The following is a 26,015-nucleotide window of genomic DNA, read 5'->3' on the forward strand; positions in this document are numbered from 1 at the left end:
AGCACTAGGCTTGAGGCAAGAGTAAAGAAGTTTTCAGCGATTTTACGTTTCTTTACACAGTTTGGTTTTATTGTGTTTACCTACTTAGATTGATTATTGGGTAAGAAAACTTCCGTTAAGTCGCACGGGTTACATACCATAAATTAACTTATTTGTCAACAGTACATTTTTCTCCCAGTCAACTTCCATAATTTCTTGGCTAATTTTTGTCTAAATCTCTCTCAAAAATTGCTGCTAATTTATGAAGTTTTGTATTATTTCTAGATATTGATTTCTGAAACGACTATAGATAAAGGGTTTTGAGGATCATATTGTCAGACAGATATAAAATTGACAATATAAGGCCAATTATGAAAATCTTCATGATTATAGCAAATCGCCGAAAGTATTGCAAGCTCGTTGCTAAATAAAAATAATTCTCAATTAATTATTAAGAAAATCTAAACTTGAATTGTGATGGGTTATGAATATTAAAAGTATTATTATATTTTTATAAGTTTTAATTATGATTTATTCCTAAAATAGCTTTAGCAGACTTTGATATCTATATCATGTAACACCAAAAATCAATAACTGGAAATTTTAGTCTTTGGGACTCTGCGCCTCTGCGTGAGGTAAAATTGTACTCGTGACATTCGTAAATTTCCAATCAAAGGTGTATTTTATGCGGTTACGCTCAATGCAGTTAATTTTTATAGCAGGACTAATGGGGTTACTTTCCTGGATATGGACACCCACAGCCTTAGCATTAACACAGATTAAACTATCTAATATTTCCTACCACGAATGTCCATCAGAACTCACAAGCGGAGTAGTGGGTAGTAGCGGTTCAAATTCTGCTAGTTGCTTCATAGTTACAGGTAAAGCGGAAAATGGCACTCGTAAAACTGTCTATGATGCGGATATTTTTGGGCGCATATATGATGCTAACGGTGATTCAACCTTACAAAATCGGACTCGTCTGGGTTTAATCGCGGAAGTTCCTCCCGGAGTTAGTGATTTTGAATTTAGAATCACTGTCCCCAGTAATCAACCTTTACCATTACAACTTAAACAATTTAAAGCTGCTGGATTTAGCGGACAAGTGAGAAGATAAGAGTGTAGAGACGTTCCTGGGAACGTCCTTACATTGAAAATCGTAATTTGGGGCTTAAAACCCTTGCACCAAGGTGGCGCGAGCTAAACTATCTAAAACACCACCAACTATGTTCAATGCCAAAAATGCCAGGATAGGGGAGAAATCCATACCACCCAAGGGGGGAATTATGGAACGAAATAGATTGAGGTAGGGATCACTAATTTGGCTTAGAGCCGCAAATGGTTGACTCGACCAGTCAACAGTAGGAAACCAAGTCAACAAGACTCGAATAATCAGCAAATAGCTGTAAAGGGAGACAAAGGTGGCTAGGGTTGTAATTAGTAAATTCATGGGTAACTTTCCTGTTAAATGTCAAACATAGATTCATGATTGATTTTAATTTAGCTCACGTCGCATTGTGTAGCTAATCAATATAACTAAGGGAAAGCTTAAGAATGCTCATTAACTTCCTGGGATGAGTTGCTGTTGACATTACCTAATTGCTTCCGCACATCATCAATTGTGGCATTAAGTTGGGCAATTTTATCTTCGAGCGATCGCCTAGTTGCTTCTATTTCCAAACTTTCATGAGCAGAAGCTCTCATTTGCCGTTTTTTAGCCCCTGTTTGGCTATCATTGTCCCCAGCAGTTAAACCGTCATTTTCTTCATCTGCAAATTTAGCATCTAAGCGCGAAGTAATCACTGCCCCTAAAACACCACCAACTACACCCCCAATCAATGAACCCAGTAGCAAACCACTAGCAAAACCATCTTGTTGACTCATATTTTTTACCGTCTTCTCGAAAATAAGCAACTTTGACAATACTTTAGCTATTTTCCAGCCTTAGCGGCATCCTAGCTTAAGTTCCAAAAATGCGATCGCCCGCATCACCCAACCCTGGTACAATATACCCATGATCATCAAGCGTTTCATCAATAGTAGCGGTGTAAAGGATTAAGCCAGGATAGACAGCAGCCAATTTTTTTAACGCTGGGGGAGCAACAACTACAGATATAATCCGAATTAACGCCGGATCAACACCTCTTTGGGTCAATTCCGCCATTACTGCCATTATAGAGCCTCCAGTAGCTAACATCGGCTCAGTAATTAACACCCGCGTTTCGGGGGCAAATTTTTCAGGTAATTTATTTAAATAACAACTAGGCTCTAAAGTTTCTTCATTTCGCACCAAGCCAACATGGTAAATTGATGCCAAAGGCAGTACACCCTGCGCTCCCTCCAACAAGCCTAAACCAGCCCGTAAAATCGGCACAACAGCCACAGGTATGTGAGGATTAATAAAAGTTGCTGAACAGGTAGTCAGAGGCGTTTGCACCGTTGTTTCTTGAGTCGGCAACCACTCCCTAGCAGCTTCATAAGTTAGCCACCTGCCTAACTCAGTAATAGCAGAACGAAATAATACTGATGGTGTAGCTACATCACGGGCAACTCCCAACCAGTGCTGAATTAAGGGATGAGGTGGAACATAAACACGGAGTTGTTGCGTCATAGCTAGAAAAGGGCGACTGGATAATTGTCTTTTTACTGGAACATCATAGCAGAATTCACCGAATCAGGAGTCAGGAGTCAGGAGTCAGGAGTCAGGAGTCAGGAAGAAGAAAGGAGAAAGGAGAAAGGAGAAAGAAGAAGGTAGGGGCGCAGGGTCTGCGCCCAGGAAGAAGTCAGGAGTAAATAGGGGTTGCTGATAGTTAGCCATATAAACCGAAAACCTAGATATATTAAGAGTTTCCGGGTTAAAAAAGTGAATTATGTGCAAGCCCTAAATATATTTATTGATAAATCTTCTCATTAATAGTTGACAAAGATTCTCAATCAGAGTTATATTATTCTCAAGTGTTCTCCTCTCTTTAAAGAATCGGCAGGCGGGATTAGTCAGCAGCAGCAGACTTTTCCCTCTTTTTTGGATTAAATTACAAATTATGAGTTCTGAATTATTTGATGTCATTATCATTGGTTCTGGTATTGGTGGTTTAGTGACAGCCACCCAATTAGCAGCCAAAGGTGCCAAAGTTATAGTTTTTGAAAGTTATCTTATTCCCGGTGGTAGTGCTGGTTATTTTCAAACCCACATTCTGCACTTCAATAAGTAGTATACAAAAACTACATTTATGACTAATGAAAAACTATAGCTTTTAAAAATCAAGTAGCCACCAATGAATAAATTATAGACACCAAAAATCCAGCTTTTTTATTATGTTTAAAAAGCTAGTACCGCAGGGCGGAAGTCAAAAGTCAAAAGTCAAAAGTCAAAACTAATATACAGTAGGCTTTTTGGCGATTGAATATGGTTGCTTTATTTACGCCGTGATGTACTAGTAAGACAGTTTAATTGGAATTTTTCAATCAGTTACAGCACTTTCCGGTGTTATGAGGTACATATCCAGCGGGCAAGACTTGTACTGAGCTTGCGATGCCCTGAGCCTGTCGAAGGGTCGAAGTATGCCCGCACTACAAGAGTTTCATGATTCAACTTTGTACCTCATAAGAGCGGAAACCGCTGTAAGTAGGTGAACGGAAAAAACCGTAGACGCGGAGCGGCTTCTCGAAGAGTAATATGTAACGAAAAGTAAAATCGCCCAAACCCTCTTCACTCTTGCCTCTTGCCTCTGGTTACTGAGCGAAGTCGAAGTATTGCCTCTTGCCTAGTGCCATAACGACGACTTTCAATGCTAACCTACTTAGTGGGCTTTAAACGACTTTAGCTTTTAGATAGGGAATAAATTCCCTGGCTTGAAGGGACATCAATTTACGTTAAGTTGACACCAATGGCTAAACCCCTACTACTACAAATCCAAGTTTTTTGTAATTTTGCAAAAGTCCATGTCCCAACCATATTTAGTATAACAACTGACCACTGACCACTGACCACTGACAAATTACATCACCATCCCGCCATCAACGTTAAATACTTGCCCTGTGATGTAAGCTGCTGCTGGATCTGATGCTAAAAAGCGCACCATGCCGGCAATTTCTTCTGGTTTACCAAAACGCCCCAGGGGGATATATTGCAGGATGCCGTCAGCTTTAATATCACTAGTCATGTCGGTGGTAATGAAACCGGGGGCAACGGCATTGACAGTGATGCCACGGGAAGAAAGTTCTTTGGCAACGGTTTTGGTAAAGCCAATTACTCCAGCTTTGGCTGCGCTGTAGTTGGCTTGTCCAGGGTTGCCCATTTGTCCGGCGACGGAAGCGATGTTAATAATCCGCCCCGAACGTTGTTTAAGCATAATTTTACTGACTACTTTTGTACATAGAAATACACCAGTTAAGTTAAGATCTATGACTGCTTCCCATTCTTCTAATTTCATTCTTAATAGCAGGGTGTCACGGGTAATACCTGCATTGTTGACCAAGATATCCACGCGCTGGAATTTTTCTAAGGTGGTTTTAATGAGTGTATCTACTTGATTTTCTTGAGAAACATCTGCTTGGAGGGCAATGGCTTCTCCTCCTGCTGCTGTGATTTCTGCTACTACTTCATCTGCTGCGGTGCTAGAACTAGCGTAGTTAACAACTACTTTTGCGCCTTGGGATGCTAGTTGGATAGCGATCGCTCTGCCAATTCCTCTTGATGCACCTGTGACAATTGCAACCTGATCTTTTAATAAACTCACTTGATTTTCCTCAATCTGTGGAGATACCTCGCTAATTATAATTATAATATCTGGCGGTAAGTGGGAAACTCAGGGGCTTTAGCCCTGAGAGTGTCAATAATTACCTTCAGGTGTGAGTGTTTCCGTCGGAATTGGTTCTTCCGTTGGGGTTTGTGAGGGCGTTTCTGTGGGTTCAGGTTCTGGTGGATTTTCTGCTGTTACAGTCAGTTGATAATCTACCGGTTCTGAGGCTGTGGAAACAACAACAAATTCATAAAATCCTTTTTCTGATAATGTTGCAGATATCGTCCGTTTTTGAGAATCTTCTAGCAATGGGTTTTTCCCAGAAGGAGAATAAATTGATAATAAAACTTTTGAATTTGCTTCTAGCTTAACTTCCATATTTTGATCTTTGGCTAGTCCAGCAATAAAAACTTTACCTCTTCCTGGTTGCAAACTTCCACTCACTGTTTTCCCGGTAGCACCTTCAGGAAAGACGATTTTTTCAAATATGCTTTTATCAAGAATAGCGTTAAATTGATCATTGACAAATGCGTACCAAACTTGTCCAATGGGTTGTTTAATAAAACTTTTACCCTTTTGTTCAGGAAATTCATGTAAAAAAGCTGCATCACCTAAATCATATAAAGACCGACTACCAACGTTGATTCTATTAATTTTAAATTGCCAGATTGCGCGTTCATTCCCAGTATAATTGCCCAGTTGACGGCGAGAGTCAGAGGTGATTGCAGATAGCTTTTCTAGAACTTCAGCGGCGGTTTTATCCCATTCTGCCCGTAAACTTTCATCTTCTGGACTATCGCTAAGAATACGCCCTTTTAAATTGGGATCTTTGTCCCGAAAAACTTGATTTACGAGTGTAACATAAAATTTATAATCTATACCTAATTCTTCACGGCTATTGCTCAATTTTTGTTTGCGTTGTCTTTCCTCTGGTGAAAAATTAATTTGGGGTTTTATTATTTCCGTGGGATTGGGACTAGATATAATTGTCGAGTTATTTCCCTGTAAATCATTGGTCGGGGTTTTAAATTTCTGCCAATATAAATAACTCCCAATAGTCAAGACAAAGACGAGAATCAAAACATTTGTTCCTGTCCAAATACCTGGGTGGGGAGGAGTGGGAATAATTACAGGTTCAGGAACTGGGGTTGGGGTTTTGGGAGAAGAAACAGCAACAGTTGCAGATGTGGGGGGTTGAGTTTGCTGATAGCTAACACTTTGAGGGTTCAGGACTTGGAGAAGTTGACGGGCTGTTTGATAGCGATTGCTTGCAACTGGTGATAACATTTTATCTATAATTTGTCCAAATGCGGAACTGAGACTGACTTCCCGCCGCCATTGCCAACTAAAATTATAAGTATCAATTAATTCCTGGGGCTGTTTACCTGTCAGTAAAACTAACATTGTCACAGCTAAAGCATATAAATCACTGCTGGTAGACACCACACCTGTTTGCATTTGTTCTGGTGGTGCAAATCCTATTTTTCCCAATAATGTGCCATTGATAGGAGAGGCAATTGCCCCTGTTTGGTAATATTGAGAAGCGACGGTTGCGGCTACTTGTTTAACACCTCCAAAATCAATTAACACAGGTAATTTATCACTACTACGAAGCATTAAATTATCAGGAGAAATATCACGATGAATAACACCAAGGGAGTGAATATATGCCAATACTGGTAAAATTTGCTGTAATAACTGGTAAATTTCTGCTTCTGTAAATTTTAAACCCTGTTTTTTACGACTATTTAATAAAGAATTATAAGTTTCACCATCTACATAATCTTGAACTAAAAAAAGACTTTCTTTCCCTTGTAAATTAAGGCATAATAGTTCCCGAAACCGGGGAATTTGAGGATGTTGTAATTTATAAAGAACACTTGCTTCTCGTTGGAAAAGTTCTTCTGCTTTTTGAAGAACATAACGAGTTTGTACTTGGGGAGAGAATTCTTTTAAAACACAAGCTTCTCGAAAGCGGTTAATATCTTCCGCTAAATAAGTTTTGCCAAATCCTCCTTGGCCAATTTGTCGAATAATAACATAGCGATCGCCTAAAGTTTGCCCTGGTTGAATCCCCTGATTTCCAGATGTCGGTACATTAGCAATTTTGTCTCCACATTGGAGACAAAACCTACTACCAGACGGATTTTGATGCCCTTGAGAACAATAAATATTAGTCATTGGTCAGTTGTCAGTTGTCAGTTGTTAGTAGGGGCGAAGCATTTGCAAGATAAATTATCGGTCATTGCCAAAAATAGTTCTCCAAATGCTTCGCCCGTACAGTTGTCAGTTGTCAGTTCTGAAAAATTACCCATTACCCATTACCCATTACTTATTCTCTACTTTATCAGATGCGATCGCATACCAAATTTGCAGAAAAGTTTTTTGATTTAGTTTCCCACGTTCTTGACCAGGAAACAATGGTTCAAATGTCTGATATGTATCTGCGCGTAAATCCTGGAAAGATTTATACTTACCCAATCTTCCAGCTTTGGCAAGTTGTTCCCAGCGTTGAGAATCTTGTTGACTATAACTACCTATTTTCTTTCTAGCAGTTTCACTTAAATTAGCCTTTTCTATATGATTTAACAACTGATCTGCAACATGATTCCATTGTTCCCGCAAAGCAGCATCTGCCGATTTCTCAGTTAACTGACGTTTATTTAATTCTGGTTTTTGGGTATAGAAAACTTCATTAACTGTATTATTAAAAAAATTCGCAGAAATTTCTAGCTTTTGCACACGACTGGAAATTTGCTGAATACTGCGTTTACCATTATTCCCATTTCCAGAATTATTAATAGATGGAATTTGAGGAACTTCAATTTGAGGAACTGTAATTGATGTTATCCCCTTAACTGCAAAATTTCCTAAAGCGAATACACCAGCGCCTGTTAACAACATTCCCGTAGTCATAATAAAGCTAACAGTAAAAGGCCGCAACCATATTGGCATCAGTATTTTCTGGACAAATAATGTCGTTTTGTTGTGGACACCACTATGAAGAGTCCGAGCGCGTTTTATACCTGGTGCTACCACCTCTGTTTTTAACTTAGTAATATAAGGATGGGGATTATTAGGAGTTTGCATAGTCTGTGGTGTAGATGAAAGAGATGGTAAAGGTAAATCTTTAATAACTTGTTCGGCTTTTTGATAGCGATCGCTCGGTTTATATGCCAACATCTTTTTGAAGACAGCCTCTAATTTGGGACTAACCTTAATTTCCTGACCCCAAAACCAAACGCCATTATAGCTATCATAAAGTAAATTTGGTTCTTTCCCCGTCATCAATACTAAAGCCGTCACTGCTAGAGAATAAAAATCACTGCTTTTATAGACTTTTCCCTGAAGTAACTGTTCTTCAGGTGCGTATCCCTTTTTACCTAATAAAGTTGCATTTACAGCCAATTGTGTCCGCCAAAAACCCTGATCAGCTGGTAACTGTTTGACACCACCAAAATCAATCAACACAGGTAAATTATCACTTTGACGTAAAATCAAATTATCCGGGGAAATGTCGCGGTGAACTATATCTAGAGAATGAATATAAGTCAAAATTGGGAGAATATTGTGCAGTAAATTAATAACCTCCTCTTCACTAAAAGACTTTCCCTGACTTTGACGCTGTGTAAATAATTGGTCATAATTATCACCCTCAATATAATCTTGCACCAAAAAGAAAAAATCCTTAGTCCCAATTTTTGCCTGAAAAGAAGCGTGAAAACGTGGAATTTGGGGATGTTGGATTTTTTTCAGGACATTTGCTTCTCGTTCAAACAGTTCCTTTGCTTTTTCTAACTCCTGCGGTTTGACAATATTGGGGGCAAATTCCTTTAAAACGCAGGTTTTACGAGATTTTTGCCGATCAATCGCTAAATAACTGCGGCCAAAACCACCTTGTCCCAATATTCGCGCAATTTCATAACGATTATCAATAACTTGTCCCACACTCAAAGGTAATGCTTCACCGCAATGAGTACAAAAACGATGACTACCATTATTTATGTGTTGTTGACTGCAATATATTTGCATGGTATTGGAGGATAAATGGGAAGTTATCAATGACTACAAAAGGAGTAAGGTAATTTACGTTTTCATCAATGTTTTGCGTTCTCAATGTTTGGACAAAACTGAATTTGCTGGTTTTCAAAACTGTAAGCTGTTACGCAGCTAAATTTGATCATCCTAATTTAGTAGGGGTAATTCATGAATTACCCCTATAGGCTAACTAACCTTTTCGACCCCCGCTAAATCCAAAATTGGTGCAATCAAATCTTCCCGCTTTACCGCCATCAGATGCACACCCTGACACAATCCTCGCGCAATCTGCACTTGTTCGGCGGCAATTTTCATTCCTTCTTCGAGAGGATGTTTCGCTTTTGCTAACCTCTCAATAATGTGTTCAGGAATATTCACACCGGGAACAGCTTTATTAATAAACTGGGCATTCTTTGCCGATTTCAACAGAAAAATTCCCGCCAGAATTGGTTTATTGTAACCTACAGCAATTTTATCCATGAACTTTTCTAGTATTTCAAAATCAGTAATTAATTGACTTTGAAAAAATTGCGCCCCGGCTACTATCTTCTTTTCAAACCGACTTTGTAAACCTGACCAACTTTGAGATTGAGGATCTACTGCTGCACCGGCAAATAAATCTAATGCGCCATCAGTGAGAGGTTTCTCATTAAAATCAAAGCCCTGATTCATGTTTCTAATTAACTGCAATAACCGCACAGCTTCTAAATCAAAAACGGCTTTTGCTTGAGGATGATCTCCTGCTTTTACAGGGTCGCCAGTTAAAGCTAAAATGTTGCGGATACCCAAAGCATGAGCACCCATTAAATCCGCTTGTAATCCAATTCTATTCCGATCGCGGCAAGCAAATTGACAAATCGGCTCAATCCCATTTTGCAATAAAATTACCGAGGCTACCAACGAAGACATCCGCATTACAGCACGGCTACCATCAGTAATATTGACAGCATGAACCCTTCCCTTAAGAGTCGCCGCCATTGCAAGCATCTGGACTGGATCTCCTCCCTTGGGAGGTGCAACTTCGGCGGTAATTAAAAATTCACCTGCAAGGGCGGCTTTACGGAAGTTATTAAAAGCACTAAAGCTATGGGTATCCTGCATAACATTATAATTTTGGTTTGCTAATCAGGTAAAACATCAGACACCTAAAAGCTTAAACCTTAAAGAGGAACAGTGAAACCCAAAGCAGCTTTAACATCTGCTAAAGTTTGATTAGCGATCGCTCTGGCTTTCTCCCCACCATCTCGCAACACTGACTCCAAATAGCCTTTATCCGCCATTACCTCCTGATATTTAGTTTGAATTGGCTGTAAAGCACAAATCGCCGTTTCTGTCAATAAAGGTTTGAATTGTCCCCAACCCATATCTGCACATTCAACCGCTACCTCTTCCTTGGTTTTTCCAGCCAGTAGGGTATACAGAGTTAATAAATTATGACATTCTGGGCGTTCTGAATCATCAAAGGTTAAACCCCTCACTAAATCAGTTTTACAGCGTTTAATCTTCTTATTAATCTCCTCTGGTGAGTCTAAAATATTAATCCGACTTAATTCTGAAGGATCTGATTTTGACATTTTCCGGGTTCCATCTGTCAAACTCATCACCCTTGCACCTTCCTTTCTAATTAAAGGATCTGGTAATTTTAATACAGGTGCTTTTTTCGCAAATTGGTGATTAAACCTATTGACGATATCTCGCGTTAGTTCTAAATGTTGCTTTTGATCTTCACCTACTGGCACTTTATCAGCTTGATAAAGGAGAATATCCGCCGACATTAGCACAGGATAATCTAACAAACCAACACCGACATTTTCCCCTTGTTTAACGGCTTTTTCCTTAAACTGGATCATATCTTGCAACCAGTTCAGAGGGGTAATGCAATTTAGCAACCAAGTCAGTTCACTGTGTGCGGAAACGTGAGACTGAACAAAGATGTGAGAATGCTGTAAATCAATGCCACAGGCTAAATATAATGCAGCAATATTGTAAGTATCAGCCGCTAAAGTGGCGGGATTATGCGGTACAGTGATGGCGTGTAAATCTACCACACAAAAGAAATTTTCATACTGGTCTTGAATTTCTACCCAGTTGCGAATCGCACCTAAATAGTTACCTAAGTGTAAATTACCAGTTGGTTGAACTCCCGACAGAACGCGCTGCTTACCCATAATTATCCGTTATTTATCTCCTCTTCCCCGCTTTGTAAATGGGGCGGTTACAAGACTCATTTTAGTAGTGATTGGGGATTAGTGATGAGGTTAATGAAAAGTATCTTTTCTCTTTTCTCGACTTTTGCCAGAAGTTTATAGAATTACCCGGTAAGTGTAAAACTCAGTTATGCAACTAAATAAGTAGGATCAATTTGAAAAAAAACAGCTAAATCTTGAATTTGGTTTGCTGTTAATTGGCGTTTACCATTAAGAATATCTAAAACTATGTCCCTATCATCTTGTGTAATATTTCTTTGATCTAAAATCGAATTGATTTGATTTTTGGTAGCAATTAATTCTTGCTCATTGGTAATTATTTGCATATAGTAGTGATTCAGTATTTTTAAATTACTTATCATTTTTCAGTTATCTTTATTCTCTTATATTATCTGTTTTGTTGCTTAAATATAAAACTAAAAAAATCTGTACCTCCAGAGAGATAAAAACCAACTGACCTAACTTTTATACTTCAGACTAAATAGGTTTTGATCAAAACACAACTCAGGGGAATATGCTTAATGAAAGCTTTATTAATCTGGCCGATAATGCCTAATTCATTCTGGTCTTATCAGGAAACCATTGATTTAGCTGGGTTACGTGCTACGAATCCCCCATTAGGTTTAATCACTGTTGCAGCGATGTTACCGAGTGATTGGGAATTCAGATTGAGCGATCGCAATGTCCGTCTAGAAACAGATGCAGATTGGGAATGGTGCGATATAGTCATCATCTCGGCAATGATTATCCAAAAACAGGATTTTGGCGACTTAATTAGAAAAGGCAAAAAGTTAGGTAAAAAAGTCGCAGTGGGGGGACCATTTGCCACATCTGTACCCGAATTTGTTCTCGAAGCCGGCGCAGATTATTTAATTTTAGATGAAGGGGAAATCACTATTCCCATGTTTGTAGAGGCGTTAGAAAAGGGAGAAGAAAAGGGGATTTTCCGCGCTACAGAAAAACCAGATGTTACCACAACGCCTTTACCCCGATTTGATTTATTAGACTTAAATGCTTATATAGCAATGACGGTGCAATTTTCGCGGGGTTGTCCATTTCAATGTGAATTTTGCGATATTATTACCCTTTTTGGCCGCAAACCCCGCACAAAAACACCTGAGCAAATTCTGGCGGAATTAGAAGTTTTATATAAGATGGGTTGGTGGCGTTATGTGTTTATTGTTGATGATAACTTTATTGGCAATAAACGCAATGCTAAAGTCTTTTTAAGAGCATTAATTCCCTGGATGGAAGAACGTAATTATCCTTTTGCTTTATTAACAGAAGCTTCTTTGAATTTAGCTGAAGATGATGAGTTACTAGAATTAATGGTAAAAGCTGGTTTTGTCCAGGTATTCATGGGAATTGAAACTCCTGACGTAGATAGTCTAGTAGGAATTAATAAACCACAAAATACTCGCAGTTCCTTAGTTGAATCTTGCCATAAAATTACCAAAGCCGGATTACAAATTATGTCTGGTTTTATCTTAGGATTTGATGGTGAAAAACCAGGCGCAGGTAAACGGATTCAAGAGTTTGTGGAAGCAACTTGTATTCCCCAAGCTCATCTTAACTTATTGCAAGCATTACCGAATACAGCTATGTGGACTCGCTTGCAAAAAGAAGGACGGTTAAGGGATGGTTTGGGTGAATTTATGGGTTCTCAAAAAGCCTTAATGAATTTTGTTCCCACTCGGCCAATGTCGGAAATTGCGGAGGAGTTTATTGATGCTTTTTGGAATTTGTATGAACCTATGCCATACCTGAAACGGACTTTTCGCCATTTTATGATGATGGAAGGTTGGCGAGCTAAATATCAACGGACTTTAACAAAACCAGAGTTTCAATTTTTAATGTCTATTTGTTGGCGACAGGGAATGCTCCGTTCTACACGGTTTGTTTTTTGGCAGCAATTAATAACAATGGCACGGCAGAAACCTCATCTATTATATGATTATTTAATTGCTTTGGGTACAGGTGAACATTTTTTCAAGTTCCGTCATGAGGTAAAGGCAGAAATAGAAGCAGAATTAGCAGAATTCCAGCAGCATGAACAGGAGCAAGAAGCCATAAATTTACAGTTAGAACCTGTGAGTTAAGTAGCTCCTTAATACCCAGATCCCCGACTTCTTAAAGAAGTCGGGGATCTATTCTGCGAGGGTCATGGGAAAATTAATTTTCCCGCTAAAATTACAAAAGTTATTTCCCCCGCTACTGTCTTTGTCCCTATGCACTGGAGTAGGCTATGGGTAGATGATGCGGAAGCTAACACTCTTACCTATTCAGAAGCTTTTCATAATTCCGTTCAAGCAGGATTAACAGCCTATGCTGTGCCATTATTACCAATTTCTGTAGAATCTACTTTTAAAAATTATCAATTTCAGTCCTCTCAATGGTAAGATATTAACTGTATTCATAAATTAGAAATGCACAAACAATTTAACCTATAGTTAATCATCAATAGTTATGATTATTTTTTTAGATATCCAAATTGTTAAAGCATGATCATGATTATTTTTAAAGGAATTTTCTTAAACTGCAAAGTTTGTGAAAAGAGAAAATATATTATGCTTTTTGATCCTTGAGATTTATTTATAGGATTTTTGTTTTATCTTCGTAATTTCCAAATTAATTTTAACCAAGGAGGATCAAATGAGAAAATTCATTAAAAGCTTTCTAGAACTTACCAGTGATAAAAGCTTCATGCACATGATTGAAGTTATTGAGGTAATAGTTGCAAAATTACTATCTCTACTTATGGTAATAGTAATTCTTGCAACACTTGGTGATTTAGCAATATTTATTTTTAATGAAATACTTTCTCCACAAGAAGGTAGTTTTAGCAAGACATTGTTTCAAACTTTCGGTTTATTTCTCAATGTTTTAATTGCTTTAGAAATACTAGAAAATATTACTGGCTATCTCAAAAAGCAAGTTTTACAAGTTGAACTAGTTATTGTTACTTCTTTAATTGCTATTGCCAGAAAAATTATTATTCTTGACGTGAAAGTTACTGAAGGTATCGAAATTATCGGTTTAGGTATTGCGATTCTTTCTTTATCAATTAGTTATTTGATAATTCGGAGTAATAATTCTCAAAAAGGGAATTAAATGCGGATTATTGCTATTAATCTATTATTTTTTTCAATTTTGTATTTTGAATGGGAGTAATGGTTAGAGAAGCTATGGTATATTCAGAGGTGGTGCGGCCGTGAATATGGCGAAAATTAACTCTACTAGCAGAAAATTTGATCGCGTGGCATCAGCCAGAGAATTTGTTTAGACACACTCAGTAACTCGATGACAGGCAAAAACGCAACACAGAATGCATTTCTGCGGTTGGTGTCCAGTAAGGTCGAAGTTTCCGAGTCAGCATCTCGCTACTCGTTGCTTCCTGGTAAAGAAATGGTAATTGGACGTGACCCCATCTGCCAAATTGTCTTGGATGCCATGATATACCGGATGGTATCTCGTCGTCATGCGGTAGTTCGTCCCCTTTCTTTAGTGACCAATAGCGGTTGTAGCTGGGTAATTTGTGATTTAAATAGCGCCAATGGCACTTTTTTAAATGGAGAACACTTAAAAGGATGTCAAGAATTACATTTAGGCGATCGCATTTCCCTTGGCTCTGATGGACCACAATTTATTTTTGAGTATGAAGTTATTGCTCAAAAAACGATAATTAATGTGAGTAAAGCGACAGTATTATCATCTATCAATAACCAAAGTCTGTCATCAAAGCAGGATTCTGTAAGCTTCACACAATTGTTTCCCATTATCTCTACTGGTAAGGATTTAACTCGCAAAGCCTACCTAATCCCAGGAATCCTCACGGTAGTTTTTGTGGTGTTAATGTTTGCTAGTGTGGGTCATCCTCAAGCCAATCAAGTAATTGTCGGATCTTATATCGCTTTTGCGGCTTACTACTTCGTTTATCAATTGTGTGGTAAATCTAAGCCTTGGTGGGTACTCATAGCTGCGGCACTGAGTACAATGTTAATTTTGCTGAGTCCTCTATTAGATTTATTCATCAAAGTATTCCGAGATATCTTACCTGGGACTTTAGATACGACATCTCCAGATGGTATTACCTTCACCGAATTATTCGTACGGATGTTTTTTGGGGCGGGGTTAATGGAGGAGTTGCTGAAAATACTACCAGTATTAGGGGCATATTGGATTGGAAATTCCTTACCTTCACCTTGGCGAGAACGGATTGGGGTTTGGGAACCCTTAGATGGCATTCTCCTGGGTACAGCTTCCGCTGTGGGCTTTACCTTACTAGAAACCCTTGGTCAATATGTCCCCTTAATTTCCCAAAATTCTAGTCAATCAGTGGGTTTACAGTTACTTATTCCCCGCATTTTAGGTTCTGTGGCTGGACACATGGCCTACAGTGGATACTTAGGCTATTTTGTTGGTTTGGCTGTGTTAAAACCCCTGAAAGGAAAGCAAATTCTCTCTGTGGGTTATTTGAGTGCTTCTGCACTTCACGCTTTATGGAATGCCACAGGTTCGATTAATGCTTTTTTCTTGGTGGTAGTTGGTGTTTTGTCCTATGCTTTTCTCATGGCAGCCATTCTCAAAGCCAGAGTATTATCACCAACAAGATCAAAAAACTTTGCAACCCGGTTTCTCGACCCAAAATAGCAGATAGCAGGGACAGGGAACAGAGTTAAAACTAAGTTTAAGAATCAGATTTTGAGAGATGTTGGAGGGCATAATCAGCGATCGCTAAAGTAATTTTTACTTGTTCTATTTCTGATAAATTTGCCCAATCTCGATGTTCAAAATCTCTAATTATAGATATCAATGTTTGTGGTTCACTACTTCGCATTGCATAAGCAAAAGGACGAGCTAAAACTAAGAGATCATCCATTTCCCAACTGGGTAGTAAGGCCTGGACACATTCCACTAATTTCTCACTAGCTGATTTTTCAAGAATAGAAACTTCAGCAGCTTTTTGAGCAATTGCCGTGAATAAAACTTCAGGCATAACCGAAAAAGCATTTTGCAAAGCTGACTGAAGATAATTAACTGTATTTTTACTAATGTTGTTATTTTCAATAACAGAAACTTGATCCCAAATTATATCTAAGTTTTGATAAAAATTATCGGCGCTGGTGATTAGTTCTGCGTCGGTGAAATCCTGCAAACCAAATTGTAGTTCTAGATGCTGAAAATAAGCCTCTGACGATTCATCAGCCAAATTCCAGGGATAAGTAGCATCTTCAGATTCTAGTAGTGCTTCTATAAATTCTAAATCCAGATTCGATGGGACAATATTCACAATATTTAAATCCTTAGGTTGGTTTTTCATGTTCTTTTCCCTATTAATTCATTGTTCTTGTTGACAGCTACAATCTGAAGAATTGGATTTCCGTAAAGTCATGGAAATAAACATCATCTCAATAAATTTTAATCCAGCAGGTTGCAGGTAAATTATATTCAACGGTTTTCAATCCTGACTCTTACTGCATTCTTCTGTGATAAATTCCCAAATGTCACCTTGAGAACTGCCAAACATTAACTGCATTCCCGATGTTAAAGCCACTTCTTCCCGCAGAATTTGTTGCCAACCATTGGGGCTTAAATACCAGGTAGTCCCATAGGTAGAGAAATCCTGTAGGTAATAAGTAATCATTGATGTAGTTTCATTGAGAGTATGCCGACATAAAATTTCCGCGTGCCGTTTAGAAATGTAAAGTTCGGGGATCACAATATCATTATCTTTCGTGCGACCGATGCGGGTAACACCGGGACGTAATAACCAAGTTTTCCCCCCTGGTGACAGTGATGGCTTTGCCCGCCCTAGGCATCGCAAATAAGCTGTATTCACCGGGGTAGCTATGCCAGAAATTGCCGGCTCTGGTAGTTCTGTAACTCCTTCATCTACGCCTTTAATCAGTTCTCCATCAAAATCAGGATGGAGGTAAAGAACTGGTAAAGTCCAAGCTGGTTGATTGAATTTATACAGTGTCAACAGTTCTTGTCTAGCTGCTGCTACCGCCTCATCAATTAATTTACGCGATCGCAAATTAGCAGCAAAAGTTTGAATAAAACTATAACTTTCTGCATCAGCAATTTGATCACGCATTCCTAACACCGCTGGCACACCATGACGAATTAACACTTCTGCCAAACTACTAGCAGGGATAGCTTGGTGATTAGTTGCTGCTGGTTGCGCTCCCCAACAGGCGTTAAAAACTCCCAATTTTATCCCTGTCCGCGTTAAGACTTGAGCTAATTCTATCCCATTAATTTTGAGTTCATTTCCTAAAAATAATGAGCCTCCATCTGGATCTGGTAGTCCATGTCCGGCATAAAAAAACACATTATAAACTTTAGTTTCTAACTCTTGAATTAACTCTGTCTTCGTCGGTTGCACCAATGTCTTTACTGTACAAGGTGCATAGCCAGCGGCAGTTTTGCCCACAGGACGACCTGCTAACAAGATTTTTTTCAGTAAAGATGCTTCCTGATCTAGTTGTAATTTATGATCATGTCCTAATACCAACAGAATATTTACAGCCCGGTCGGTTCGCAATTCTGGCAGAGGTTCAACTTCACGGATGGTGCGACTAAATAAAATATCCTGGGAAAGAGACATGGCTGATTGTCCGGCTTCTGGCTGCATAATTTCCCAAGGTAAAGCAATCAGATCAGGATCACGAATTTCTAACCGAAAGCGTAATTGAGTCTGTTGACCCATGGCCATCCCCCGACTCCGTTCCCAACTACTCAAAATCGCTCCATCAAATATCCATCGCCATAAATTGATGCCCAAGGATTGCATCAAACGACTACTATAGGGACTTGTATTTTGACCTTCAGCAGGTGAAATTACAGCTAAGGGTAATCCATTAACTAATGGAGATGTTGAACCGGACGTAACATCTAATAGACTATGACCAGCAAACATTTGCTGCCAATCTCGCCAAACCTGATTAAGTTCAGCGGAGAAAACACAATCACGGAGAACATAACCACTGGGATATGGTGCTTGGACTACCCAAATGGCGAAGTGATCTGTGCCAGTATTCACTAGACGGGCGATCGCTATACTCGCCGAAGGCATTGCCAAATTCGGGCTGGACATGGATTGGTAGAAACTAAACGTTCAAAACACAGATACAGATATTCTAGACAGAAGTAGCGAATTTAGTCATTAGTCATTAGTCAGTTGTCAGTTGTCAGTAGGGGCGAAGCATTTGGAAGATAAATTATCGGTCATTGCCAAAAATAGTTCTCCAAATGCTTCGCCCGTACAGTTGTCAGTTGTCAGTAGGGGCGAAGCATTTGGAAGATAAATTATCGGTCATTGCCAAAAATAGTTCTCCAAATGCTTCGCCCGTACAGTTGTTAGTTGTCAGTAGGGGCGAAGCAGTTGGAAGATAAATTATCGGTCATTGCCAAAAATAGTTCTGCAAATGCTTCGCCCGTACAGTTGTTAGTTGTCAGTAGGGGCGAAGCATTTGGAAGATAAATTATCGGTCATTGCCAAAAATAGTTCTGCAAATGCTTCGCCCGTACAGTTGTCAGTTGTTAGTGGGAAAATTTATTCTGTCACCTATTCACAAGGACTAGGTTGATTTGATTGTAAAATAGAAATATCCTTCCCTAGATCTTGCAGTTCGGAAAAGTTAAGTTGGACTATTTGAGAAGTTTCTAAGGCAGGATTGGATTTTTCACAGAGGCGCAAACGCACATCTGGATTATTTCCATTATTAGGATTAGTTTTTTTCTCTATAACTTGGAAAAAACTTTCAGCGGGAAAAGGTTGTTTATTTAAAGTTATGGAACTATTAGCTTGAATCACCCAATTAGGAGAGAGATTATCTAAAGTTCTTTGTATAGCCGAAGGTGGAGGCTGACTGGAAAAAGGAGTCGGAGAAGAAATTATTATTGTTGGTGATTTGAGTTGAAGTTTAAACCAATATCCCAACAAACCAGATAATAACGTTAATCCCAAAATAACAAACAACTGTAATGGTATTTGGGGAAGTTTGATAGTTTTATTTTCGGAAATAACTTGAGTTTTTTGATTATTAATAAAACTCTCACCATTGTTTGGATCATCTGATGAATATAATTCTGTGTCAGCTAAAAGATGAGAAATATCCGCTGTAATTCTTATATCTGGTTCAGAGTATTTGACATTGTAATGTACTAAAGCAATGGTGACATTATCATGTCCGTTTTTAGTATTAGCAATTTCTATTAATCTTTGGGCAACATTTTCTATACTTGTTTTTCCAGAGAGGAGAGGCAATATTTCTGTTTCCCAAGATTCCTCTACTCGGTCAAAATCGCTCAAACCATCGGATGTGAGTAAAAAAACAGCATCTTCGTCAATAATAAAGCGTTGAGAGGTAGGATGTAGTGAGGTACTTTTACTCATTCCCAAAGCCTGAACTAAGGAGCCAGAACCACTGTGTTGCAATGCTTCTCGGTAGAGAGCATAGCCTAAACGGACTTCACGGGACGCGACATCATCATCTAAAGTAACTTGATGACAACTATGGCGGGTAATCCAGTAGGCACGACTATCACCGACATGGGTAATATATATCTCATGGGCGATAGGTAAAGCCATGACAATAGTTGTTCCCATGCGTTGTCGTCCTTGACGATGTTCGCTATCATTACGCTGGCTGATTTTATCATTAGCGGTTGCCACTGCTCTTTCTAAATCAGAAAGTAGGAGTGAAGGATCTATGTCTATATTGTCTTTGGGAACTGAAGTAAGTTCTTTTATTTGTTGCTGAATGGTTTCAATTGCTAGGTTAGAAGCCACATTACCGCCCTCATGTCCACCAATACCATCACAAACAACTGCTAGGGCGTTATGCTGGGGTGGTTTAGTGATCAAAGTGTCGGCGGCAGGGTAACAAGCATCTTCGTTGCGTGGGCGGCTGGGGCCTGAGTCTGTTTTAGTATAGATTTTAATGGTGGTTGTTTGAGATTTTTCTAATTGGTTTAATCCTTGATCTAAAACTTTGATTAATTGTTCAGATGAGTTAATTTCCCCCTGAATTAGAAATTCACATACTTGTTGAATAAATGGGGCAATATTTGGTTTGGCATTTTTGAGCAGTTTCAGCCAAAATTCTCCCAATTGGGATAATGTTGGGGGGGTTTCTCCATCAAAACGCAATTCTAATAAGCGAATTAATACCCCTTCTACCCTTAATAGATAAGAGTCTAGAAGGCTAGATCCTACTCCTTCAATAGCTAGGGGCTGCCATAAATTAGCTAATTGCCACAGCCAATGAATTTGGCGGATTGATGAAGCTGCACTCCAAACAGTATCTAAACTGCTGCATAGATTTGCTTGAGTGATGGTTGCATCAGTTATTAATGGTGGTCTTTCTAATAGTAATATTTCTGTTTTGCTCTGCCCATTACCTAAATTGAGGATTCCATAAACTTGTGGTATATGGAGACGATAGGGAATTAATTTCAGGTAAGGTCTAATTTTCTCTAAATCATCTAATTCAGGTATTTGGGGCAATAACCCAGGTTTAATATCTAAAAGTATGGATTTATTAATAACTAAATAGCGATTGCTCCCATCGCCTAAAATAGATCCGGGATGACCAAAGTTGAAATCATTGCCCACAGCCCACAAATAACGCTTAGGTAAAGGAGTGGAACACTGCTGGCAAAATTTGTGGGTGAGGGGATTAGCAGATTGACAATATTCATTTGGGCAGCAGAGCGTTACCGCATCATTTTCCATAGTTTTCCCACCGATCAACAATTGGCATTTTTTTCCAGAGTATTTCGTGTCATTAGTTGCTACCGCGCATATTTTTGGCAACCCACAGGCTCATTATAACTTTTATTGTTATGGGAATATGTAGCAATAGCAGAACTAATTCTCTACCTGTCATTAAAACTTGACATAGCTGGCGAATATAATTCGCCAAGGCTAGGTAGATATGTATTCCGGTTATTGATTATTACTTACGGCAATTTGGGGTAATCCCATACTGTAGTTAGTAACCCGACTGGAGAGATTATAGCTAATTTCGCCTTTTTGAAGAAGCGATCGCAAATAATGCTCTAAGTCTGAACCAATACGGCGTAAGTTATAATCTGTTAGATCCGCGCCACTAGACGCTTCTACCAATTGATCAAACTGGCGATAAACTTTTTGCAGAGCATCTTCGTTCCAGTTAAATTCGTTATCTGGATCAATATCTAGTGTCAAAACTTGATTACTCGGAATCAGTTCATCTTTGTCCATTTCCGCCGCAAAAATGCGAACATGGCGGGTTGTGGACTTGAGCAGCATCAGGTTATCCATAAATTTGGGTGTAAGAATTTAGCTGAATTACACTGCAATTATTTTAACTGCTATGTTTGAGCTTACAGCAAAAATGACGGCGAAAGTCTAAAATTAGGACAGATGGGCGCAGTCAGAAGCAGGACTGGTGTTTGGGCTGTGATGTTAAGTTCGGATCTCATTTACCCGGAATGTGCCATATTCTTCTAAATTGATTCCGTCTCATGTATGTAATAATTCACAAAAAATTTTCTGATTTTTTGACTGATTCTGATTTTTTCTGATGTAAATGTACTCATCTTGTAGTGACTTCACTAGATTTTCTTCCAGTTAGTCAATTTTCCTACAGTTATAAATTGCATTTATCAAAGGAGCATCTTCAGTACAAATGCTTAATTGTTCTCATCCGAGAAAAGTAAAAAAAATAATATTTCTTGACGTTTTTAACAAGTTGATGTAAAAACCTTTAACAAGGTCTAATCAGTTCTTTACAAAAACTTCATGGTATGACATCTCAGAAATTGAATAATAGTTTATGGCTCGGATATGCCATAAATAGGAAAGAAACACCAAAAAATAGTAGAATCTAACTAAAAAAAAACAGGGGGAGTAAAATAAGATGCCAGTTTTATGGATGAGAAAAAATTCTGATCTTCAAAAACTTTGGATTCACAAAAGTACAAAGAAAGTATAAGAAATTTTTCTGAAGATCTAGAACCCTACCCGGATGACCACTAACTAAAGGAATCCTCAAAACTATGAACTCTAAAGCATTACCACGCCAAATAAATAATCCAGAAGTAGGTATTTATGAGTGCGAAATTCACCTCAAATTCCGCCTGATTGAGGAAAAGAGTCTATTAGGTGATCGTGAGCAACTGTTACAAGTATTACTAGAGGCTTTAACTGAAGGATCTGATGATTTTTTAGAAACCTTACAAGCATCTGTAAAAGCTCAGGAGATTTCGGAGTTTAAAGCCTCCCCACAAATGCGTCGCCAAATGATGCGTTTACGCAATTTCGCTGATACTATTCAATAGTTATTGGTGTAATTTTTGATAGTGACCAGTCTAATTCAGATTTTTCAATATTGAGTTGGAAAAGTTAGCCTTTACCTGTTTTTCTTAATAACGAGTTCGCTTGTAAACGTAAAATTACGTCTACAATATTTGCGTCTCAATGCTGGCAAGCTAGGAAAATTACAAGTAAAAATGTCTGACATTGTGTTACTATTTCGGCAGCAAAATTATCCAGGTGCACTTTACCATTTTTTTACCAAGTAACTCTCATCACAAGTAGAGTAGTTTACTTTGCTAGACCATGTTCTAAAGCAAAACGAACCAACTCTGTGCGGCTATTAGTACCAGTTTTACTAAATAGACGACTCACATATTTTTCGACATTGCGGACGCTGGTTTCCAAGCGACGGGCAATTTCTTTATTCATTAATCCTTCTGCTACCAAATTTAAAACACTTTGCTCTCTAGGAGTCAAATCTATTTTAAACGGGGCTGGCGTTTGGGATATGGCACTCCGATGAGTTAATAGTATTCTAATTTGAGCGATTTGATTAGCCAAATCGGCAAGATTTGGAGTTTCGCTGTTTTCCCCGGTTGAGGGAGTTTGGGCGCTGCGACGCGCTAGTAAGTTTTTAACTATGGCGACTAATTCATCAGGATCGAATGGTTTGGGTAAATACGCATCAACACCTGCATGATAGCCTTGAATGCGATCGCCTGTCATCCCTTTAGCAGTTAAAAATACCACTGGTAGAGCCTGAAAACGGGGGTCATCCCGCATTTGCTTGAGGAACTGATAGCCATCCACCTGGGGCATCATAATATCAGAAATGACCAAATCAGCGGTGTTTGCTTGCATCCAGTCCCAACCTTCACGGGCATTACTGACAGTTTGAACCCTAAAACCGCTTTCTTGTAAGTATTCTTTGACGGCTTCCCGCAATCCCGGTTCGTCATCTACCAGTAACAATTGTGCTGACATTGAAAATTCCTATTAGGTGTACCTTAATCTAATCTAGCGAAATTTGGTGAGTATTGACTACTAGGGCAGAGGAAATCCATTAATTCATCCGTCTTTATCTGCGTTTATCTGCGTTTATCTGCGGTCAATAATTCTTAAAATCTGATTCTATTCTCATCCTAACTTAGTATTATATATCGTATCAAAACCCAATGGTAAATTATTAAAAGTCAACAATAAATATGATTAAAGAAATAGGTAAAGTTTACCTTGTTGGTGCCGGTCCTGGAGATGTAGAATACTTAACCGTTAAAGCCTATCGGCTGTTAGCATCTGCTGAAGTGTTGGTGTACGATGCTTTAGTTGATAGTCAATTATTAGATTGTGTCCCTGTTGATTGCTTAAAAATAGATGTTGGTAAACGTGGAGGTAAACCCAGCACTTCCCAAAATGAAATCAACGATTTATTAGTAAAACATTGTTTAGAAAACAAACAAGTTATTAGACTAAAATCGGGAGATCCTTTGATATTTGGGCGCTGTATTTTAGAAATTGCAGCTTTAAAAAATGCAGGTTGTGAATTTGAAATCATTCCGGGAATTTCTTCCGCATTAGCTGCACCATTATTAGCTGGAATTCCGCTTACAGATAACCTTCTTAGTCGTTGTTTTGCAGTTTGTACAGCCCATGAACCAGAAACTTTAAACTGGGAAGCATTAGCAAGCTTAGAAACTTTAGTAATTTTGATGGGGGGAAAAAATTTACCAGAAATAATCCATCAACTGATAAAATATAGAAAATCTCATTCTACACCAATTGCTATTATCCGTTGGGCTGGAACACCTAGTCAAGAAGTCTGGACAGGAGAACTGGGAAATATCCTCCAACAAACCACTGGTTTATCTCTCTCTCCCGCAGTTATAGTCATTGGTGAAATTGTGCGATTACGCGATTACCTATGAGAAATCTCTTCTTTGCGTCTTTGCTCCTTTGCAACTTTGCGCGAAACCAAAAATTATTAAGACAACAAATTTAATGTCAACCGTGAATTACAATCTTTCTCCTTTAACTGGGAAAACCATTTTAGTTACCCGTTCTGTGGGACAATCCCATCAATTTAGCGATCGCTTAACCTCCGCAGGTGCTAATGTGATAGAAATGCCAGCTTTAGAAATTGGACCCCCTAGCAGTTGGTCAGCTTTAGATCAGGCAATTTTGCATTTATCAACTTTTAATTGGCTAATTCTCACTTCTAGTAATGGTGTAGAATACTTTTTTGAGCGATTAGAAAAATCCGGTCAAGATAAAAATGCTTTATCAGGTGTGAAAATTGCCGTTGTTGGGGAAAAAACCGCCCAAAGTTTACAAAAACAAAATATCCAAGCTGACTTTATTCCTCCTAACTTTGTTGCTGATTCCTTAGTGGAAAACTTTCCCGAATCACTAACAGGTAAAAAGATATTATTTCCTAGAGTTGAAAGTGGTGGAAGAGAAGTATTAGTAAAGGAATTAACAGCCAAAGGTGCAGAAGTAATTGAAGTTCCCGCTTATGAATCTTGCTGTCCTCAAGGTATCCCTCCTGCGGCTGAATATGCTTTAGTTAATAATACTGTAGATATTATTACCTTTGCCAGTTCTAAAACAGTCTTATTTTTCTCCCAATTAACAGCACATATATTTACCTATAACCCCGAAAATTTTGCCAGAGTTTGCATAGCGTCTATTGGTCCCCAAACTTCAAAAACTTGTCAAACTGTATTTGGGAGAGTAGATATTGAAGCGGAAGAATATACCTTAGAAGGTTTAACAAATGCCATAATTAAATGGACAAATCATAGCTGAATTTTCTAATGACTAATACCAACCTTATGTGAGGTGGCACAGAATCATGAAATCCATTAATTCATCCCTCTTTATCTGCGTTTATTTGCGTTTATCTGCGTTCAATAAATCTTAAAATCTGATTCTATGAAGATTCATCTTAATTTAGTATTATAACCAATGAATAAAAACTTAATTGGTTTAACTGGTGGAATTGCGACAGGTAAAAGTACAGTTGCTAATTACTTAGCTAAAACTTACAATTTACCGATTTTAGATGCAGATATTTATGCGAGAGACGCGGTATCTGTCGGTTCTCCTATTTTGTCAGAAATTGCTGAAAAATATGGTAGAGAAATCATATTAAGTGATGGTAATTTAAATAGATCCAAATTAGGAGAAATCATTTTTAATCAACCGGAAGAACGTTATTGGGTAGAAAGCATAATTCATCCTTATGTGAGAAATTGTTTTGCTAAAGCTATTAATGAATCATCTGCAAATACTTTAATTTTAGTGATTCCTTTATTATTTGAAGCTAATTTAGAAAATCTAGTTAATCAAATTTGGGTGGTATCTTGTTCTCCACAACAGCAACAACAGCGATTAATAGAACGCAATAATTTAACAGCGGAACAAGCAGCAGCGAGAATTAATAGTCAATTACCTATTGCGGAAAAAATTGCTCGTGCTGATGTGGTTTTAGATAATTCTGCTAATTTAGAATCGCTTTTACAACAGATAGATAAAGTTTTGTTGCAAAGTTTAACATAAAATTAATTGCATTTTTAAATAAAATATATTGTATAAAATACTTTTATATTATATAATGCTACATTATGGCAGAAGTCAGGAGTATAACCCTGTTGTAAACGGAGTTTCATTATCAATTTATGTCCTAACCATCTTGTCGCTTGCTATAGTATTATGAAAATAAAATTTTTTTAAGATAATCTG

The 26,015-nt window shown here is 38.3% G+C and carries 25 protein-coding genes and 2 pseudogenes; 13 read left to right on the top strand and 14 right to left on the bottom strand.

Going from position 1 to position 26,015, the window contains the following annotated elements; genetic code table 11:
• Window positions 1–664 precede the first annotated feature (664 nt).
• Window positions 665–1,096 carry a hypothetical protein gene (locus tag HGD76_RS19285; protein ID WP_148765783.1) on the top strand — a complete coding sequence of 144 codons (432 nt, stop codon included), beginning with the start codon at window positions 665–667 and terminating at the stop codon, window positions 1,094–1,096.
• Window positions 1,097–1,150: 54 nt separating this feature from the next.
• Here the strand turns inward: HGD76_RS19285 and HGD76_RS19290 are convergent, their stop codons facing one another.
• The 3 genes from HGD76_RS19290 to upp all read right to left on the bottom strand — a co-directional run bounded on the left by HGD76_RS19290 (window position 1,151) and on the right by upp (window position 2,590).
• A complete protein-coding gene (locus HGD76_RS19290; RefSeq protein ID WP_015080346.1) occupies window positions 1,151–1,429 on the bottom strand; it encodes a YggT family protein in 279 nt (92 codons plus the stop codon).
• A 98-nt stretch (window positions 1,430–1,527) separates the two neighbouring features.
• Window positions 1,528–1,863 (bottom strand): ssl2009 family thylakoid membrane protein, encoded by a 336-nt coding sequence (locus tag HGD76_RS19295; RefSeq protein WP_168696723.1) that lies wholly within the window; start codon window positions 1,861–1,863, stop codon window positions 1,528–1,530.
• A gap of 76 nt (window positions 1,864–1,939) precedes the next feature.
• Entirely contained in the window at window positions 1,940–2,590 is a 651-nt protein-coding gene (upp, locus tag HGD76_RS19300) for a uracil phosphoribosyltransferase (protein ID WP_168696724.1), read from the bottom strand.
• 430 nt (window positions 2,591–3,020) lie between these two features.
• Between upp and HGD76_RS19305 the strand changes: the two are divergent.
• A pseudogene (locus HGD76_RS19305) lies at window positions 3,021–3,185 on the top strand (FAD-dependent oxidoreductase); the annotation flags it as partial.
• A gap of 792 nt (window positions 3,186–3,977) precedes the next feature.
• Here HGD76_RS19305 and fabG read toward each other — a convergent pair.
• Both fabG and HGD76_RS19315 read right to left on the bottom strand, forming a co-directional pair.
• Complete coding sequence (gene fabG, locus HGD76_RS19310; RefSeq protein WP_168696725.1) at window positions 3,978–4,718, bottom strand: 3-oxoacyl-[acyl-carrier-protein] reductase; 741 nt, start codon at window positions 4,716–4,718, stop codon at window positions 3,978–3,980.
• 93 nt (window positions 4,719–4,811) lie between these two features.
• Window positions 4,812–6,902 carry a protein kinase domain-containing protein gene (locus HGD76_RS19315; RefSeq protein ID WP_168696726.1) on the bottom strand — a complete coding sequence of 697 codons (2,091 nt, stop codon included), beginning with the start codon at window positions 6,900–6,902 and terminating at the stop codon, window positions 4,812–4,814.
• Between the two features lie 21 nt (window positions 6,903–6,923).
• Here HGD76_RS19315 and HGD76_RS19320 point away from each other — a divergent pair, with 21 nt between their 5' ends.
• Window positions 6,924–7,115, top strand: coding sequence for a hypothetical protein (locus HGD76_RS19320; protein WP_168694554.1), 192 nt, complete (start codon window positions 6,924–6,926; stop codon window positions 7,113–7,115).
• On the opposite strand, the gene HGD76_RS19325 is transcribed toward HGD76_RS19320, so the two are convergent.
• From HGD76_RS19325 to HGD76_RS19340, 4 genes are all read right to left on the bottom strand, one after another.
• Complete coding sequence (locus HGD76_RS19325; protein ID WP_168696727.1) at window positions 7,050–8,753, bottom strand: serine/threonine-protein kinase; 1,704 nt, start codon at window positions 8,751–8,753, stop codon at window positions 7,050–7,052. The two genes, HGD76_RS19320 and HGD76_RS19325, sit on opposite strands and share 66 nt — an antisense overlap.
• 192 nt (window positions 8,754–8,945) lie before the next feature.
• On the bottom strand, window positions 8,946–9,860 hold the full coding sequence (locus tag HGD76_RS19330; RefSeq protein WP_168696728.1) for a methylenetetrahydrofolate reductase: 915 nt from the start codon (window positions 9,858–9,860) through the stop codon (window positions 8,946–8,948).
• A 59-nt stretch (window positions 9,861–9,919) separates the two neighbouring features.
• Entirely contained in the window at window positions 9,920–10,927 is a 1,008-nt protein-coding gene (gene trpS / locus HGD76_RS19335; RefSeq protein ID WP_168696729.1) for a tryptophan--tRNA ligase, read from the bottom strand.
• Window positions 10,928–11,094: 167 nt separating this feature from the next.
• Window positions 11,095–11,328 carry a hypothetical protein gene (locus HGD76_RS19340; protein ID WP_168696730.1) on the bottom strand — a complete coding sequence of 78 codons (234 nt, stop codon included), beginning with the start codon at window positions 11,326–11,328 and terminating at the stop codon, window positions 11,095–11,097.
• Window positions 11,329–11,487: 159 nt separating this feature from the next.
• Between HGD76_RS19340 and HGD76_RS19345 the strand changes: the two genes are divergently transcribed.
• From HGD76_RS19345 to HGD76_RS19360, 4 genes are all read left to right on the top strand, one after another.
• The gene (locus HGD76_RS19345) at window positions 11,488–13,065 is read left to right on the top strand and encodes a B12-binding domain-containing radical SAM protein (protein WP_168696731.1); all 1,578 of its coding nucleotides are present in this window, start codon (window positions 11,488–11,490) and stop codon (window positions 13,063–13,065) included.
• Window positions 13,066–13,137: 72 nt separating this feature from the next.
• Window positions 13,138–13,365, top strand: coding sequence for a hypothetical protein (locus HGD76_RS19350; protein WP_168697505.1), 228 nt, complete (start codon window positions 13,138–13,140; stop codon window positions 13,363–13,365).
• A gap of 253 nt (window positions 13,366–13,618) precedes the next feature.
• Window positions 13,619–14,077: a phosphate-starvation-inducible PsiE family protein gene (locus tag HGD76_RS19355; protein WP_168696732.1), complete on the top strand. Its 459-nt coding sequence runs from the start codon at window positions 13,619–13,621 to the stop codon at window positions 14,075–14,077.
• A gap of 189 nt (window positions 14,078–14,266) precedes the next feature.
• Window positions 14,267–15,616 (top strand): PrsW family glutamic-type intramembrane protease, encoded by a 1,350-nt coding sequence (locus HGD76_RS19360; RefSeq protein WP_168653068.1) that lies wholly within the window; start codon window positions 14,267–14,269, stop codon window positions 15,614–15,616.
• Between the two features lie 37 nt (window positions 15,617–15,653).
• Here HGD76_RS19360 and HGD76_RS19365 read toward each other — a convergent pair whose 3' ends face one another.
• Window positions 15,654–16,286 (bottom strand): hypothetical protein, encoded by a 633-nt coding sequence (locus HGD76_RS19365; RefSeq protein ID WP_168696733.1) that lies wholly within the window; start codon window positions 16,284–16,286, stop codon window positions 15,654–15,656.
• 138 nt (window positions 16,287–16,424) lie between these two features.
• Entirely contained in the window at window positions 16,425–18,044 is a 1,620-nt protein-coding gene (locus HGD76_RS19370) for a CHAT domain-containing protein (protein WP_168697506.1), read from the bottom strand.
• 176 nt (window positions 18,045–18,220) lie between these two features.
• Here HGD76_RS19370 and HGD76_RS25565 point away from each other — a divergent pair, with 176 nt between their 5' ends.
• Both HGD76_RS25565 and HGD76_RS25570 read left to right on the top strand, forming a co-directional pair.
• On the top strand, window positions 18,221–18,364 hold the full coding sequence (locus tag HGD76_RS25565; RefSeq protein WP_233466933.1) for a hypothetical protein: 144 nt from the start codon (window positions 18,221–18,223) through the stop codon (window positions 18,362–18,364).
• Between the two features lie 56 nt (window positions 18,365–18,420).
• Window positions 18,421–18,558, top strand: a complete 138-nt coding sequence (locus HGD76_RS25570; protein ID WP_233466934.1) for a hypothetical protein — start codon at window positions 18,421–18,423, stop codon at window positions 18,556–18,558.
• On the opposite strand, the gene HGD76_RS19380 is transcribed toward HGD76_RS25570, so the two are convergent.
• Window positions 18,537–20,708: a PP2C family protein-serine/threonine phosphatase gene (locus tag HGD76_RS19380; RefSeq protein WP_168696734.1), complete on the bottom strand. Its 2,172-nt coding sequence runs from the start codon at window positions 20,706–20,708 to the stop codon at window positions 18,537–18,539. The two genes, HGD76_RS25570 and HGD76_RS19380, sit on opposite strands and share 22 nt — an antisense overlap.
• A gap of 213 nt (window positions 20,709–20,921) precedes the next feature.
• Window positions 20,922–21,278, bottom strand: coding sequence for an NAD(P)H-quinone oxidoreductase subunit M (locus HGD76_RS19385; protein WP_041457849.1), 357 nt, complete (start codon window positions 21,276–21,278; stop codon window positions 20,922–20,924).
• A 737-nt stretch (window positions 21,279–22,015) separates the two neighbouring features.
• Here HGD76_RS19385 and HGD76_RS19390 point away from each other — a divergent pair.
• Window positions 22,016–22,297 carry an Npun_R1517 family heterocyst differentiation transcriptional regulator gene (locus HGD76_RS19390; protein ID WP_168696735.1) on the top strand — a complete coding sequence of 94 codons (282 nt, stop codon included), beginning with the start codon at window positions 22,016–22,018 and terminating at the stop codon, window positions 22,295–22,297.
• Between the two features lie 265 nt (window positions 22,298–22,562).
• Here the strand turns inward: HGD76_RS19390 and HGD76_RS19395 are convergent, their stop codons facing one another.
• On the bottom strand, window positions 22,563–23,258 hold the full coding sequence (locus tag HGD76_RS19395) for a response regulator transcription factor (protein WP_168696736.1): 696 nt from the start codon (window positions 23,256–23,258) through the stop codon (window positions 22,563–22,565).
• A gap of 221 nt (window positions 23,259–23,479) precedes the next feature.
• Between HGD76_RS19395 and cobA the strand changes: the two are divergent.
• The 3 genes and pseudogenes from cobA to coaE all read left to right on the top strand — a co-directional run.
• Window positions 23,480–24,196, top strand: a pseudogene (gene cobA / locus HGD76_RS26305) (uroporphyrinogen-III C-methyltransferase); the annotation flags it as partial.
• 76 nt (window positions 24,197–24,272) lie between these two features.
• Window positions 24,273–25,079, top strand: coding sequence for a uroporphyrinogen-III synthase (locus HGD76_RS26310; RefSeq protein WP_407644791.1), 807 nt, complete (start codon window positions 24,273–24,275; stop codon window positions 25,077–25,079).
• Window positions 25,080–25,238: 159 nt separating this feature from the next.
• A complete protein-coding gene (coaE, locus tag HGD76_RS19410; RefSeq protein WP_168696738.1) occupies window positions 25,239–25,832 on the top strand; it encodes a dephospho-CoA kinase in 594 nt (197 codons plus the stop codon).
• The last annotated feature ends 183 nt before the right edge of the window (window positions 25,833–26,015 follow it).

This window comes from Dolichospermum flos-aquae CCAP 1403/13F (assembly GCF_012516395.1).
GTDB lineage: Bacteria > Cyanobacteriota > Cyanobacteriia > Cyanobacteriales > Nostocaceae > Dolichospermum > Dolichospermum lemmermannii.